The organism is Clostridium massiliamazoniense, from assembly GCF_001403635.1.
GTDB lineage: Bacteria > Bacillota > Clostridia > Clostridiales > Clostridiaceae > Sarcina > Sarcina massiliamazoniense.
The window spans coordinates 128,419-145,039 of the sequence record NZ_LN879466.1; the positions used below are offsets into that span (position 1 = coordinate 128,419).

Consider the following 16,621-nt stretch of genomic DNA (forward strand, 5'->3'; position numbering starts at 1 on the left):
CACTTCAATGAAAATCACCTATGAGTTGGTAGCTGAAAAGGTTTCTTATTAAGTTTACACGTTAGCTCGCGTTAAGAGATAGGATATGTTGGTATCTGAAATTACAATCAATATACTTTATACTTTTGAAAGAATATTAAATTTATATATTGGTTATTCACCATGGGTGGTTTATCGAGTTTATTACTCGTCCTATTGTAGGACGAGTTTTTTTTATTCTAAAAATTTTTATTTTCATATATTTAATAAGACAATTACTTTTAAAAGGAGGTTAAATTTATAAATATTTGTTTTGGTTTTAGTAGTTAGATTAATTAAGTTATTCTTATTGATGACATATGAAAATATTAATTTATATATTAAAATTCACCTTTATTTATTAAGTAAGATAATCATAAAAACTAGATAAATAAGTGGTTATAGAATTCCAAAGCAATTTAGTTAAATATTTAAACAAAGGAGGAAGTACTGTGAATAACAATTTAAGTAAAACAATAACATTTTGGACAGCTTTATCTACAGTAATTGGGCTTGTAATAGGTTCTGGTGTATTTTTCATGCCTCAACAAATTTTTAAAGCTACAGGTGGGTCACCCGGATTAGGTATTTTTGCTTGGATATTAGGGGGAGTTATAACTATTGCTGCAGGATTAACTGCTACAGAAATATCAGCTTTATTTCCTGAAACTGGTGGTATGATGGTTTATATGAGGGAAATTTATGGTGAAAAACTTTCATATTTAACAGCATGGATGCAAACAATTTTATATTTTCCTAGTGTTATTGCTGCTCTTGCTATATTGTTTGCTGAGCAAGCATGTATAGTAATTAATTGTCCTAGCTTAAAAATTCCAATCGCCATAAGTATAATTATATTTATAGTAATTTTAAATCTTTTTGGTTCCAAAACAGGAGGATTTGTTCAAATCATTTCTACCTTAGGGAAACTTATTCCTATTATTCTTATAATAGCTTTTGGATTTATTAAAAGTAAGCATGGATCACATATAATGACACCATTTTTAGGACATAATCTTAATTTTGTTTCAGTACTTGGTCAAGTCCTAGTTGCAACACTTTTTGCTTATGATGGTTGGATATATGTAGGTAATATCGCTGGTGAAATGAAAAATCCTAAAAAAGATCTTCCAACTGCTATAATTGGTGGACTTATGATAATAATGGCGATTTACATAGCTATTAATATAGCTTTTGTACTTGTAGTTCCTGCTAAAGATTTAGCAGCTAGTAGTACACCAGCTTCATTAGTAGCACAAAAATTATTTGGGAATATTGGTGCTCAAATTATAAATATAGGTATATTAATATCTATTCTTGGAACATTAAATGGATATATTTTGACAGCTCCTAGAGTACCTTTTGCTCTTGCATGTACTGGACTTTTACCATTTAGTAAAACTTTTTCAAAATTAAATAAGAAGAATGTTCCAGCTAATGTTACATGGCTTATAGCAATTCTAGCAATTTTATATACTCTAAGTGGTCAATTTAGTCTTTTAAGCAACTTTTCAATCTTTACTATATGGATCTTTTATTCATTAATATTTATTGGAGTGTTTAAGTTAAGAAAGGAAAGGCCGGAAATGAATAGACCTTATAAAGTTATTGGATATCCTATTATTCCTTTTATAGCTATACTTGGTGGTGTATTTGTTATAATAAATCAATTGTTTATGTGTGGAGTTAAAACAAGTTTAATTGCTCTTGGAGGACTTATTATAACACTTATGGGAATTCCTTTATATAGTTATATGTTAAAAAGAAAAAGAGTTTAAATATTGTGATTAGAATAAAAAATAATGCTACTTTTTAAAAGTAGCATTATTTTTATTAGTAAATTAAGTAATTTTAATAAATTTAGAAGTGAAATTCAAAGAAATTAAAATTTTAAAATTTCTGATTTAAAAATTTTTTATTAAATTGTGAATAAAGAAAAATAATTATATTTTAAAATATCAAAATAATAAATTTCTATAAAATATAAAATAAAATGGATGTAAACTTAGTAAATAAGCTAATTATCATATCGATAAAAATTTATCAATATGATAATTAGCTTATTTTTTTACTTTTATAAGTTCAAAATAGGCTCATAAAAAACTAAAAAATCAATTAAAATCAATTTTTTGTGAATAAAATTTTGGCTTTTAAATTGCTATAGATAATTATATAAAAAATTAAATGAGATTTTTTTAGAAGGAGTATGTTGATATGGAAAAAATAAAATGGAAAATGAATACAATGAAACCTAGCGACAAAGAAGCTTCTATCTCTTATTTAACAAAAGAAGAAGTGAGTAAAGCAAGAAGATTCCATGAAAGTATTGATGGATATGAAAAAACACCATTAGTTAAATTAGATAATTTAGCAAAGCATATAGGAATCAAAGGTTTATATGTAAAAGATGAATCTTATAGATTTGGATTAAATGCTTTTAAAGTATTAGGTGGATCTTATTGCATGGCTAGATACTTAGCAAAAAGATTAGGAAGAGAAAATGAAGAAATGACTTATAAAGAGTTAATTTCAAAAGAAGTTAAAGATAAATTAGGAGATGTTACTTTCTATACAGCTACAGATGGTAACCACGGAAGAGGAGTTGCTTGGACAGCTAACAAGTTAAATCAAAAATCAGTTGTTTTAATGCCAAAAGGTTCATCATTAACAAGACTTAACAACATTAAAGCAGAAGGTGCTGATGCTTCAATAACAGATTTAAATTATGATGATGCTGTTAGATTAGCTAATAAATATGCTGAAGAAAACGGTGGAGTAATGGTTCAAGATACAGCTTGGGAAGGTTATGTTGACATTCCAACTAACATCATGCAAGGATATGGAACAATGGCTTTAGAAGCTATAGAACAATTAGAAGCATATGGAGTTAAAAGACCAACTCACATATTTGTACAAGCTGGTGTTGGTTCATTAGCAGGTGGAATTCAAGGTGTATTTGCTAATGTATTTAAAGGTAATTGTCCAATAACAACAGTAGTTGAAGCTAACTTAGCAGATTGTTACTACAAATCAGCAATAGCTGATGATGGTAAGGCTAGATTCGTTGGTGGAGATATGAATACAGTAATGGCTGGTCTTGCTTGTGGAGAACCTAACATATTAGGATTTGAAGTTCTTAAAAATTATGCAAGTTGCTTTATTTCATGTCCTGATTGGGTTTCAACTAAAGGTATGAGAATCTTAGGAGCTCCAATGAAAGGTGATAAACAAGTAATTTCTGGAGAATCAGGTTCAGTTACTAGTGCTACAGTATTTGAAATAATGACAAACCCAGAATTAGCAGACTTAAGAAGACAATTAAAATTAGATGAAAATTCAGAAGTTTTAGTATTTAGTACAGAGGGAGATACTGACCCAGATAAATTCAAAGATATAGTTTGGAATGGATTAATCACAGAGTATGATAAATAAACTAAGATTTAATTCAGATAAAAAATAGATGTATTTTAGGAGGATGTTAATATGTTAAGCCAAGAACGTAAAAATGAAGTTGTTGATATTTGTAGAGAGCTAATTAGTCATTACACAGTTTCAGGAAATGAAAAAGGTGTAGTTGATGCTATAAAAGGTAGATTTGAAAAAATGGGATTTGATGATGTTCAAATAGATAAATATGGTAATGTTATAGGTCACATAAAAGGTAGCAAACCAGGTAAAAAAATATTATTAGATGGACATATAGATACAGTACCTGTTCCAGATAAAACTCAATGGAAACATGATCCATTTGCTGGAGAAATAGTAGATGGAAAAATATACGGAAGAGGAACTTCAGATATGAAGGGACAAGTTAGTGCTATGATAGCAGCTGCATCTTACTTTGCTAAAGATATGAACAAAGACTTTGCAGGTGATATCTATGTTGCTGGTGTAGTTCAAGAAGAATTATTTGAAGGAGTTTCAGCTAGAGAAATAAGTAAAAATGTAAAACCAGATTACGTTATAATTGGTGAATCTTCAGAATTAAACCTTAAAATCGGACAAAGAGGTAGAGCTGAAATAGTAGTAGAAAGTTACGGTAAACCAGCTCACTCAGCTAACCCAGAAAAAGGTATAAACGCAGTTTATAAAATGTCTAAGTTTATAGAAAAGGTTCAAAATATAGAAACAGTAGTACATCCTAAATTAGGAAAAGGTATTTTAGTTTTAACTGATATAAAATCAACACCATACCCAGGTTCATCAGTAGTTCCTTCATATTGTAAAGCTACATTTGATAGAAGACTTTTAGTTGGAGAAACTTTAGAATCTGTTATAGCTCCAGTTAAAAAATTAGCAGAAGATTTAATGAAAGAAGATCCAGAAATGAAAATAGAAGTTTCATATGCAAAAGGTAAAGAAACTTGCTATACAGGTGAAACAATTGAAGCTGAAAGATTCTTCCCAGGTTGGTTATATGATGAAAATGATGAGTTTGTACAAGCTGCATATAAAGGATTAAAATCAGCTGGAATAAACCCAGAAATAACAGAATACTCATTCTGTACTAATGGTTCACATTATGCTGGAGAAGCTGGAATTAAAACTATAGGATTTGGTCCTTCTAAGGAAAATTTAGCTCATACAATAGATGAGTATATCGAAGTAGAACAATTACACAAAGGTGTAGAAGGATACTATGGAATATTAAAATCAGTTTACAACAAATAATTTAGGAGATGATTCTATGAAGACCTTAATTAAAAATGGATTAATAGTAGACGGGCTTCTAAACAAACCCTTTAAAGGCGAAGTTTTAATTGAAGGGGATAAGATTGCAAAAATAGGAACTAACATAAATGAAAAGGCTGAGAATGTTATTGATGCTAAAGGCAGAGTTGTGTGTCCAGGTTTTGTTGACACACACAGCCACTCAGATTTAATGATGTTAGTTAATCCTTATAATGAAGTTAAAATAAGACAAGGTATAACAACTGAAGTTTTAGGTCAAGATGGTATCTCAATGGCACCACTTCCTAAAGAATTTATAAGCCCTTGGAGAAAGAATCTTGCTGGATTAGATGGAGAAAGTGATGAAATAGACTGGGGTTATGAAACAACAGATAACTATTTAAAACTTATGGAAAAACAAGGTGTAGGGCTTAATGAAAGTTACTTAGTTCCTCATGGAAATATAAGAATGGAATCTATGGGACTTGTTGATGCTCCAGCAACTAAAGAGCAAATAGCTAAAATGTGTGAAATAACTGAAAGAGAAATGAAAGCTGGTGCATTTGGATTATCAAGTGGATTAATATATATCCCTTGTGCTTATTCAAGAACAGATGAATTAATAGAAATGTGTAAAGTTGTTGCTAAATATGATGGAGTATTTGTAGTTCATCAAAGAAGTGAAGCTGATACAATAGTTGATTCTATGGAAGAAATTATTAAGATTGGTAGAGAGTCAGGAGTTAAAATACATTTTTCTCATTTTAAAGTTTGTGGAAAACAAAACTGGAAGTATATAGATGATATGGAAAGACTTTTAGATGAGGGAGAAAAAGAAGGGTTAAAAATATCTTATGACCAATACCCATATGCAGCAGGTAGTACAATGCTTGGTGTAATACTTCCACCATGGGCTCATGATGGTGGAACAGATAATCTTATGAAAAGATTAGATGATGAAGAGTGCAGAAAAAGAATGAAGGAAGATATGGCTAATGGAATTCCAGGATGGGACAACTTTATTGAATTTGCTGGAATAGACCAAATCTTCGTAACTAGTGTAAAAACAGAAAAAAATAAAGATGTGATCGGAAAAAGTTTAAAAGAAATTGGAGAAATGAGAGGAAAAGATCCTCTAGATGCAACATTTGATTTACTTCGTGATGAAGAAAATGCAGTTGGAATGGTTGATTTTTATGGACTAGAAGAACATGTAATTAAATTCTTAAAAAGACCAGAACAAAATGTTTGTACAGATGGTCTTCTTTCAGGAAAACCTCATCCAAGAGCTTATGGGGCATTCCCAAGAATTCTAGGAAGATATGTGAGAGAGCTTAAAGTATTAAGTTTAGAAGAAGCTGTTCACAAAATGAGTAAGAAAGCAACAGATGCTTTATCTATTAAAAATAGAGGAAGCTTAGAAGTTGGAAACTTTGCTGACATAGTAATCTTTAACCAAGATACTGTAATAGATAAAGGAACTTTTGTTGATTCAACTCAATTCCCAGAAGGTATAGATTATGTAATTGTAAATGGAACTGTTGTTTTAGAAGAGGGAACTTATCATAAGGTTCTACCTGGAACAGTTATAAGAAGGAAATAGTTAATTTAGGTTAATATTTTAATTTAAGTTAATTTATATAAATTTCAAAAAATACTAAAAGAGAAGAGGAGTTGTTTTTTATGGCAAATTTAAAAGTAGATATATTAGGATTAAATTTAAGAAACCCAATAATGACTGCAGCAGGTCCAGGAGCAAGAAATGCTGATTTAATACTTAAAGCTGTAGATTTAGGATTAGGTGGTATTGTTACAAAAACAGTTTCAGAAAAAGCTGCTGAAGTACCAAGACCATGTATGGCTAAGACAAACAGTGGATTCTTAAACACTGAATTATGGTCAGAATTAACTGTTGAACATTGGGTTGAACATGAATATCCAAGATTAAAGAAAGCTGGTCTTCCAGTTATAGTAAGTATGGGATATACAGAAGATCAAATTAGAAAAGTTGCACCACTTGTAAAACCATATGCAGATGCTGTTGAACTTTCAACTCACTATGTAGGAACAGACGTAGCTCCAATAGTTAATGCTATGAAAGCTGCTAAAGAAGTATTAGATTGTCCAGTATTCATGAAAATGAGTCCACATACTGATATCCATGTTATAGCAAAAGCTTTAGAGGATGCAGGAGCTGATGGATTAGTTATGATCAATTCATTTGGTCCATGTATGGCTATAGACACTGAAACAGGATATCCAATAATGAGTAGCAAAACTGGTTACGGTTGGTTATCAGGATCATCAATAAGACCACTTGCAATCAGAAATATTTATGATGCTGCAAAAGAAGTTAACATACCAATAATAGGTGTTGGTGGAGTAACTTGTGGTAGAGATGCTGCTGAAATGTTAATGGCTGGAGCATCAGCTGTACAAGTTTGTACTGAAGCAATATTAAAAGGACCAGGAATCTATGGAAAAATAGCTAAAGAATTAGATCAATTCTTAGAAGAACATGGATATAAAGATGTTAGTGAAATAATTGGATTAGCACATAAAAAATCAGCTGATAGAACATTTAAAACAGAAAAAAGAGAAACTCCAACAATTAATTATGATAAATGTGTTAAATGTGGAGTTTGTGTAACAAGTTGCGTTTATGATGCACTTTCAATAACAGATAAATTAGAATTAGATGCAAATAGATGTTTTGAATGTGGACTTTGTGTAACAAGATGTCCAAAAAATGCATTAGAATTACCATATTGTTAAGAATTAAATAAGCTTATAAATCTAATGAGTTTATTTTTTGAATTGTCTTTTATTAAAAGTAAACTCATTAGATATTATATAGAATCTATCTAGGAGGAATAAGGATATGAAAAAAATAATCAACACTAAAAATGCACCAGGTGCTATAGGACCATACTCACAAGGAACTGAAGCAGGAAACTTAGTATTTGTTTCAGGACAACTTCCTATTAACATGAGCACTGGAGAGTTAGAAACTGAAATAAAAGCAGCTACTAAAGCTTCATTAGATAATGTAAAAGCTATATTAGAAGAAGCTGGTTCATCAATGGACAAAGTATTAAAAACAACAGTTTTCTTAAAAGATATTAATGATTTTGCTGCTGTTAATGAAGTTTATGGAAAATACTTTACTAAAGATTGTCCAGCAAGAGCTTGTTTTGCAGTTGGAAAACTTCCAAAAGATGCTTTAGTTGAAATAGAAGTTATAGCTTGTAAGTAATTTATATTTTAAAAGTAACAGATAGCTTGTAAGTAATTCATTGCTTAAAGATAAATTTCTTGCTTAAAAATAAGTTTTTATAATTGAAAAATTATAAAATGTTCATTAGTAAGAAAATAATTTTTGTTTTATATAGTAAGAATTATTTTCTTGAATTCCTAACCATAATCTTAAAATTTTAAAATAAACAAATTAAATTAAACAAATTAAATGAACATTTAAGATAAAACTAAAAATTAATTCGTAAAACGAAGGGAGGGACTTGCTTTCATTGTTCTGATCCTAAGCCCAAAACAGTTTGAATTATAAATTATTTAAAGGTTTATCATTAGGAAGGAAGCAAGGGTGCTATATGAGCGGTTTACATGAATTCGGAACAGTTGTAAATATAATAGGAGGAATCCTATTAGCATACGGATATTTGCCTCATTTATATAGTCTAATAAAAACAAAAAATCCAGGAAATAATAGTGTACAATATTGGGTCATAATGACATTTGGTATATTCTGCATAGGTGTTAATCAATTTATAAATAAATTACCAAAAGTTCAATTAGTTACTCAGAGTTTCAATGTTGGTTTAGCTTTCATTTGTACAGTAGTTTTAATTTACTACGTCCAAAAAAACAAGAAAAAAGTGAATGCTTAATATTATTATTTTAAAAGGAGTTGTTTAAGATGGATATGTATTTCTGGGGAAATGTTGCACAAGTATTAGGAAGTTGCACATTAGTTTATGCGTATTTTCCACAAATTTATAGATTATTTAGATCAAAGGATGCAGAAGGAATGAACCTACAATTCTGGACTATACTAACTATAGGTTTGTGTTGTATAGCAATTAATTTAACAATAAGTGACGTTAACCTATTTATTCAAGGTACTCAATGGTTTAATGTACTATTAGCATTTATTGTATTAGTATTATCAATAACTTATAAAAGAAATAAAAAAGCACATGCACATTAATTTATCTTTAAAACATGTGAAAATATTTAAAATATATTAATAATAAAAATACTCAAATTTGATTGCAAAATCTTATGAGAGTATTTTTATTATTAATATCATACTTTTAGCAAGAATAGGTAAAGGAGAGCGGAAACATGGCATATAATAAGGAACTTGTAGTGGTAAGAGGTGGAGGAGATATCTCCACTGGAACAATACAAAAGATAAAGAGAGCAGGGTTTAAGGTAGTGGTTTTAGAAAGTGAAAAACCAACAAGTATAAGAAGACATGTTTGCTTAAGTGAAGCTATATATGATGGTGAAGCAACTGTAGAGGATATAAAGGCTATAAAAGCTAATAATTTATCAGATATAGAAAGAATATTAAATGAAGGTAATATAGCAATAGCTGTAGATGAAAAGGGAGAATTTATAAATAAATTAAAGCCCATAGCAGTTATTGATGCTATTCTTGCAAAGAAAAATTTAGGAACTAATAGAAATATGGCACCTATAACTATAGGATTAGGTCCTGGATTTGAGGCTGGAAAAGATGTTGATGTTGTTGTTGAGACTATGAGAGGACATAATTTAGCAAGACTTATATTTGAAGGGAAACCTATGGATAACACAGGGGTTCCAGGAGAGATAAAAGGAGTTTCTAAGGATAGAGTAATATATAGTGAAAATGAAGGAATAATAAAAAATATAAGTAAGATAAGTGATTCTGTGAAAAAAGGCGAAGTTATTGCTAAAATTGGAGAAAAAGAAGTTAAGGCAACTATAGATGGGGTTTTAAGAGGATTAATAAGAGATGGATTCTATGTTAAAGAGGGCTTAAAAATAGCAGATATAGATCCAAGAGCTAGTGAGAAAAACAATTGCTTTACAATATCAGATAAAGCAAGAAATGTGGGAGGCGCATCTCTAGAAGCACTTTTAATAATGCTAAATAGAAAAAATCCCTATCAATATGATAATAAGAATAATTAACAAGAAAATACTTGAAATTAAAGGCGATTTTTAAATTATCAATTTGATAATTTAATTATTAAATTGATAATTTAAGGCATCAAAGAAATATAAAAAGGGTTTCTTTGATGCCTTTTTTAACGTAGAAGGGCTAAAAATAGAGGTTTTACTTGGCATGTTAATTGCGACAATAATAATTAATAAAAGTTTAATAAAAAAATAACACAGATAAATTTTTGAATTTTGATTTTATTATGAGTTGGAGGGATTTTAATGGTTATTATAGGGAACGGTGTTGTAGTAACAAGAGACGACAACAATACCTTTATAAAAAATGGAGCTGTTGCTGTAGATGGTAGCAAAATAATAGAAGTAGGTACAGTAGAAGAGATCAAAGGAAAATATAAGGATGCTGAATTTATTGATGCTAAAGGTAATTTAATAATGCCAGGATTAATTAATACACATCATCATATTTATAGTGCTTTTGCTAGGGGATTAAACCTAAATAATCCTCCAGCAAAAGGATTTATAGATATTCTAGAAAATATGTGGTGGACAATAGATAAAAAATTAACTTTAGAAGATGTTAAGTATAGTGGTTATACAACTCTTATTGATTGTATCAAAAATGGTGTTACTACAGTTTTTGACCACCATGCAAGTCCATATGCTATAGAAAATAGCTTATTCACATTAGCTGATGTTGCAAAGGAAGTTGGAATAAGAGGTTCTTTCTGTTATGAAACATCAGATAGAGATGGTGAAGCTATTACAGATGCCGGAATTAAGGAAAATGTAGAATTTATAAAATATGCAAATAAAGAAAATTCAGATATGGTTAAAGGTATGTTTGGATTACATGCTCAATTTACATTAAGCGATAAAACTTTAGAAAAATGTGCTAAAGAAATGGAGAGCTTAGATGCTGGATACCATGTTCATACAGCAGAAGGAATAGATGATTTACATCATTGTTTAAAGGAACATGGTAAAAGAGTAGTTGAAAGACTTATGGACTTTGATATTTTAGGAGAAAAAACTCTATCAGTTCATAACCTTCACATTAATTCAAGAGAAATGGATATTTTAAAAGAAACAAAGACAAACTTAGTTAACAATCCAGAATCAAATATGGGAAATGCAGTTGGTTGTGCTCCTGTAATAGAAATGATGAAGAGAGGATTAAATGTTGGTCTTGGAACAGATGGATATACAAGTGATATGTTTGAATCAATGAAAGTAGGAAACTTAATTCATAAACATAATCTTTGTGATTCTAATGTAGCTTGGGGAGAAGTTCCAAAAATGTTCTTTGAAAATAACAGAGATATTGCATCAAGACATTTTAATGCAGAAATAGGAGCATTAAAACCAGGAGCCGTAGCAGATATTATTGTTGTTGAATATGATCCATTAACACCTATGGATGCTAGCAATATAAATTCACATTTATTATTTGGAGTTAACGGAAAAAGTACATTAACAACTATGGTAAACGGAAAAGTTGTTATGAAAGATAGAATTTTATTAACTTTAGATGAAAAAGAAATATTTGAAAAATCTAGAGAAGTATCAAGTAAATTATGGTCAAGATTCTAAGTAATTAGAATCATAAGCCTTATGGAGGAATAAATATGGGCACTATATTATCAGGAGGAAGAATTGTAACTCCACAGGAAACAATAAATGCTGATATTAAATTTGAAAATGGCATTATAGTAGCCATAGAGAAAAATATTAAAGCGGAAGAAAATGATGAAGTTATTGCTATCAATGGTTCTTATGTATTACCTGGAGCAATAGATACACATACACATTTTGATTTAGATACAGGTGTTATGAAAACAGCTGATGATTTTAAAACAGGAACTTTAGCTGCTATAGCAGGGGGAACTACTACTATTCTTGATTTTGCAACTCAAGATAAGGGTGATAGTTTAGAGAATGCCCTAAAAGTTTGGCATGAAAAGGCTCGTAATGTATCTTTTTGTGATTATGGATTTCACATGGCTATAACTGATTGGAATGAAAAAACTTCAAAATCAATGGAGCAAATGATTAAAGATGGGGTTAGCTCATTCAAGATGTATATGGCTTATAAAGGAACTTTACAAGTTGATGATGGTGAAATATATGAAGCTTTAAAGAGAAGTAAAGAAGTAGGAGCAATTATAGGTTTCCACTGTGAGAATGGAGATATGGTTGTTGAACTTGCTAAGGAACATATAAATAAAGGTTTAGTAGCTCCAAAATATCACCCACAATCAAGACCAAGTGAGTTAGAGGCAGAGGCTATTTCAAGGGTTACTAAAATTGCTAAATTAGCAGATTCACCTTTGTATGTTGTTCATTTAAGTTCAGAAGAAGGATTAAAAGAAGCTAGAGAAGCTAGAAAAAATGGAGTTAAAGTTTATTTAGAAACTTGTCCACAATACCTTTTATTAGATGATTCAAGTTATGAAGGAACAGCTGAAGATAGCTTTAATGGTGCAAAATATGTAATGTCTCCACCTTTAAGAAAGAAAAAAGATGGAGTTGCATTATGGAATGCTCTAAAAGATGGAGAAATTGAAGTTACAGGTACAGACCATTGTTCATTTAATTATAAAGGACAAAAGTCTGTAGGAAAGGATGACTTCAGAAATATACCAAATGGTGGTCCAGGTGTAGAACATAGATTACTTTTAATGTATCAACATGGAGTTATAGAAAATAAGTTTTCTATAAATAAATTAAGTGAATTATTATCTACTAATGCAGCTAAGTTCTTTGGTATGTATCCTAAAAAGGGAATAGTACAATGCGGAAGTGATGCAGATTTAGTAGTTTTAAATCCTAATAAAGATTTTGTTATAAGTTCAAAAAATCAACATCAAAATGTTGATTACACACCTTATGACGGTTATAGGATAGATGGAAATATAGACTATGTGTTCTTAAGAGGTGAAAAAGTTATTTTAGATAATAACTTAAACATTAAAGAACCAAAAGGTAAGTATGTACAGAGAAATTCTTTTAAAGGAGGTTGTTTATAATGTACGAATTTATTTTAAATGGCGAGAAAGTAACAGCAGAAGAAAATGAGAAGTTATTACATTTCTTAAGAGATAAAAAAGGTATTTTATCAGTTAAAAATGGCTGTGATGAGGGAGCTTGTGGAGCTTGTACTTTACTTATAGATGGAGTTGCAACTAAGTCTTGTGTACAAACTTTAGAAAGAATCAACGGAAAAACAGTTACAACAATAGAAGGATTTACTGAAAGAGAAAAGGAGGTATTTGCTTATGCCTTTACTGAAGCTGGAGCAGTTCAATGTGGATTCTGTATACCAGGTATGGTTGTGTCTGCAAAAGGACTTTTCAATAAAACTTTAAATCCAACAGCTGATGAAGTTAAAAAAGCATTAAGAGGTAACATATGTAGATGTACAGGTTACGTAAAAATTGAAGATGCCATAATGCTAGCTGCTGAAATTTTTAGAGAAAATAAAGAAGTACCTCGTAGATCTTGTAAAGGTATTATAGGAGAAAATGCACATAAAGTTGATGCTCATGATAAGACTTTAGGAACAGCAAAATATGCTGATGATTTATATTTTGATGGAATGCTTTATGGTAGTGCATTAAGACCAGAATATGCAAGAGAATTAATTAAAAAAATAGATACTTCTAAAGCTGAGTCTATGGATGGAGTTTATGCTGTTGTAACAGCTAAAGATATCCCTGGAAAAAGATATATAGGTCACTTAAAACAAGATTGGCCAGCACTTATAGCTGAAGGAGAAGAAACAAGATATATAGGTGATGCTTTAGCTTTAGTAGCAGCTAGAGATAAAAAGACATTAAAAGAAGCTTTAAATGCCATAGAAGTTGATTATGAAAAGTTAGAACCTGTAACAACTATTGAAGATGCTTTAAAAGCAGGTGCACCTAAGGTTCACGAAACAGGAAACTTATTAGTTCATGAACAACTAAAAAGAGGAGATGCAGATAATGCTATAAAAAATTCTAAGTTTGTTTATGAAGAAGATTTTGTTGTTCCACCAACAGAACATGCTTTTATGGAGCCAGAAGCTGCTGTAGCAAGATATGAAGATGGAATATTAACTGTTTATACAGGTGGACAAGGTATCTATGATGAAGTTCATGAATTATGTAATTTATTAGGATTAACAGACAAAGAGTTAAGAATAAAAAGTATGTATGTAGGTGGAGGTTTTGGTGGTAAAGAAGATATGAGCGTTCAACACCACGCTGCATTACTTACTTATGTTACTAAAAAACCTGTAAAGGTTGTTTTATCTAGACAGGAAAGTTTAAATATACATCCAAAAAGACATATGATGAAGATGCATTTCACTGTTGGATGTGATGAAAATGGAATATTACAAGGAATGAAGGCTGAGATATTATCAGATACTGGTGCTTATGCATCACTAGGTGGACCAGTTCTTCAAAGAGCATGTACTCATGCAGGCGGACCATATAATTTCCAAAATGTAACTGTTGATGGAAAGGCGCTTTATACTAATAATCCACCAGGTGGAGCATTTAGAGGATTTGGTGTTACTCAATCAGCCTTTGCAATGGAATGTTGTATGAATAAACTAGCTGAAATGGTAGGAATATCAGGTTGGGAAATCAGATATAGAAATGCTATAAAACCAGGTCAAGAATTATCAAATGGACAAATAGCTGATGAAGGTACAGCTTATGTTGAAACTTTAGAAGCAGTTAAAGATGTATATGAAAATAATAAAATTGTTGGTATTGCATCAGCATTTAAAAATGCTGGAGTAGGTGTTGGAGTTCCTGATATAGGAAGATGTAATCTTGCTATTATAGATGGAAAAGTTCATGTTAGAAGTTCAGCTGCTGATATAGGACAAGGTATCATGACAGTTACATCACAAATAGTAGCAGAGATAACTGGATTACCTCAAGATTCATTAATCGTAGAGAGACCAGATAGTTTACTAACTCCTGATGCTGGTACAACAACAGCTTCAAGACAAACTGTATTTACAGGGGAAGCTACTAAGGTTGCAGCATTGAAACTTAAAAAGGCAATGGAAAGTAAAACTTTAAATGAGTTAAATGGAGAAATATTCAAAGGTGAATATTCTGGAGTTACAGACCCAATGGGTTCAGATAAACCAAATCCAGTAAGCCATATTGCTTATGGATTTGCAACACAAGTAGTAGTGCTAGATGAAACTGGTAAGCTTGTAAAAGTCGTTGCAGCCCATGATGTAGGTAAAGCAATAAATCCTCAAGGTGTTGAAGGACAAATTGAAGGTGGAGTTACTATGGGACTTGGTTATGGATTAACAGAAGACTTTCCTACAAAGGATGGTGTTCCAGCAGTTAAATATGGAACATTAGGATTAATGAGATCAATATCTGTTCCAGAAATAGTTCCAATAATAATAGAAAAAAATAAAGCAGAGTTAAGCTTTGGAGCAAAGGGTGTTGGAGAAATTGTTTGTGTGCCAACAGCACCAGCACTTCAAAATGCTTATTATAAGTTAGATGGTATATTTAGAACAAAATTGCCACTTGATGATACTGCATATAGAAAGAAAAAAGTAGTAAAGAAATAAAAAACAATATTGCAATTATAGAAACTGGGGAAAGTTACGGTGATCGTACTTTCCCCAATATAAAGAAATCCACTAATAGTCAACAAATTTATTTGAAGTAAGAGGGGAGGAACTTATTTCTAAATAAATTAACAGTTACGTTATGAAAACTATTAGTGTTTGCTACTTTATAAGTTTTTAGTGCTGTGAATGTTTTCTTATATTTAGAAATAGGGCTAAAATGAATGGAATTCAAACATTTGGATTTTTATTAAATATTTTTGGAGGATTCCTATTAATATCAGGATATATTCCACAAATAGGTAGATTATATAAATCAAAGTCTCCAGGGAATAACAGTCCACAGTATTGGACAATAATGACTTTCGGAATTTTTTGTGTAGGTATTAATCAGGCTATTCGTGGTGTACCAACAATTCAATTAATGATTCAATGGTGTAATATTTTTCTTGCTTTAACATGTACTACTTTAATACTACGTTATAGCGCTAAAAATAAAAATTAATTGAAGTTGATGGGGGTAAAGATCATGGATAAGTATTTAATAGGGACTATAGCTCAGGTATTGGGAAGTTGCACACTTATGTATGCATATTTTCCACAAATTATAAGATTACTAAAGACTAAAGACGCTACAGGGGTTAGTCCAAAGTTTTGGTCTAAATTAACTTTAGGATTAAGTTGTGTTGCAATTAATTTGACTATAAGTAAAGTAAATATTTTTATACAGTGTACTCAATGGTTTAATGTTTTCCTAGCATTTACTGTGTTAATGCTAGCTATAAAATATAAACCAACTTCTGAAGAATCTAAAAATAAAGAAATTGAATTAGAAGCTTAAAAATAAAGATATTATTTAAAGAAATTTGTGGATTTTCACTTTAAATAATATTGTAAAAACTTAATAATGTTAATGAATCTGTAATTTAAAAGATGCTATGGATTTAATAATACTTTATATAAATTTATTTTATCTATAATCAAAAGTTATTATTAATAGCTTTAATAGAATCTATAAAGTTATTTTAAGGAGGTGAGGAAAATGTAATACCTAGATTAGGTAAGAAAGTATTTTAACAAAATGTGTAGAGTTGTTAAAAGAACAAATTACAGAAGGGAGGGACTTATTTCTAAAGTTCGAAGCTAAAT

General features: G+C 30.3%; 14 protein-coding genes and 1 other annotated feature (1 of these 15 cut by a window edge). All 14 genes read left to right on the top strand.

Annotated features, from left to right (window positions below):
- Positions 1–87 (top strand) — a binding site (T-box leader) (it extends 75 nt beyond the left edge of the window).
- A gap of 383 nt (positions 88–470) precedes the next feature.
- The 14 genes from ARA19_RS01630 (at position 471) to ARA19_RS01695 (ending at position 16,313) form a co-directional block, all read left to right on the top strand.
- Complete coding sequence (locus tag ARA19_RS01630) at positions 471–1,796, top strand: APC family permease (protein ID WP_055069213.1); 1,326 nt, start codon at positions 471–473, stop codon at positions 1,794–1,796.
- A gap of 436 nt (positions 1,797–2,232) precedes the next feature.
- Positions 2,233–3,450 carry a diaminopropionate ammonia-lyase gene (dpaL, locus tag ARA19_RS01635; protein WP_055069214.1) on the top strand — a complete coding sequence of 406 codons (1,218 nt, stop codon included), beginning with the start codon at positions 2,233–2,235 and terminating at the stop codon, positions 3,448–3,450.
- A 51-nt stretch (positions 3,451–3,501) separates the two neighbouring features.
- Positions 3,502–4,689, top strand: a complete 1,188-nt coding sequence (locus ARA19_RS01640) for a YgeY family selenium metabolism-linked hydrolase (protein WP_055069215.1) — start codon at positions 3,502–3,504, stop codon at positions 4,687–4,689.
- A gap of 16 nt (positions 4,690–4,705) precedes the next feature.
- Positions 4,706–6,292, top strand: coding sequence for an N-acyl-D-amino-acid deacylase family protein (locus tag ARA19_RS01645; RefSeq protein WP_055069216.1), 1,587 nt, complete (start codon positions 4,706–4,708; stop codon positions 6,290–6,292).
- A gap of 80 nt (positions 6,293–6,372) precedes the next feature.
- Positions 6,373–7,464, top strand: coding sequence for a 4Fe-4S binding protein (locus ARA19_RS01650; RefSeq protein ID WP_055069217.1), 1,092 nt, complete (start codon positions 6,373–6,375; stop codon positions 7,462–7,464).
- A 106-nt stretch (positions 7,465–7,570) separates the two neighbouring features.
- Positions 7,571–7,945: a RidA family protein gene (locus tag ARA19_RS01655; protein WP_055069218.1), complete on the top strand. Its 375-nt coding sequence runs from the start codon at positions 7,571–7,573 to the stop codon at positions 7,943–7,945.
- Between the two features lie 352 nt (positions 7,946–8,297).
- The gene (locus ARA19_RS01660) at positions 8,298–8,594 is read left to right on the top strand and encodes a hypothetical protein (RefSeq protein ID WP_055069219.1); all 297 of its coding nucleotides are present in this window, start codon (positions 8,298–8,300) and stop codon (positions 8,592–8,594) included.
- 29 nt (positions 8,595–8,623) lie between these two features.
- On the top strand, positions 8,624–8,914 hold the full coding sequence (locus ARA19_RS01665; RefSeq protein ID WP_055069220.1) for a PQ-loop domain-containing transporter: 291 nt from the start codon (positions 8,624–8,626) through the stop codon (positions 8,912–8,914).
- A 137-nt stretch (positions 8,915–9,051) separates the two neighbouring features.
- Entirely contained in the window at positions 9,052–9,888 is an 837-nt protein-coding gene (gene yqeB / locus ARA19_RS01670) for a selenium-dependent molybdenum cofactor biosynthesis protein YqeB (RefSeq protein ID WP_055069221.1), read from the top strand.
- Between the two features lie 252 nt (positions 9,889–10,140).
- Positions 10,141–11,469: a putative aminohydrolase SsnA gene (ssnA, locus tag ARA19_RS01675; protein WP_055069222.1), complete on the top strand. Its 1,329-nt coding sequence runs from the start codon at positions 10,141–10,143 to the stop codon at positions 11,467–11,469.
- 35 nt (positions 11,470–11,504) lie between these two features.
- Entirely contained in the window at positions 11,505–12,905 is a 1,401-nt protein-coding gene (hydA, locus tag ARA19_RS01680; protein WP_055069223.1) for a dihydropyrimidinase, read from the top strand.
- Positions 12,905–15,472, top strand: a complete 2,568-nt coding sequence (xdh, locus tag ARA19_RS01685; protein WP_055069224.1) for a selenium-dependent xanthine dehydrogenase — start codon at positions 12,905–12,907, stop codon at positions 15,470–15,472. The genes hydA and xdh overlap by 1 nt, the downstream gene beginning before the upstream one ends.
- Positions 15,473–15,692: 220 nt before the next feature.
- Positions 15,693–15,977 (top strand): hypothetical protein, encoded by a 285-nt coding sequence (locus ARA19_RS01690; protein ID WP_055069225.1) that lies wholly within the window; start codon positions 15,693–15,695, stop codon positions 15,975–15,977.
- Between the two features lie 24 nt (positions 15,978–16,001).
- On the top strand, positions 16,002–16,313 hold the full coding sequence (locus ARA19_RS01695; RefSeq protein WP_197276548.1) for a PQ-loop domain-containing transporter: 312 nt from the start codon (positions 16,002–16,004) through the stop codon (positions 16,311–16,313).
- Positions 16,314–16,621: the final 308 nt, after the last annotated feature.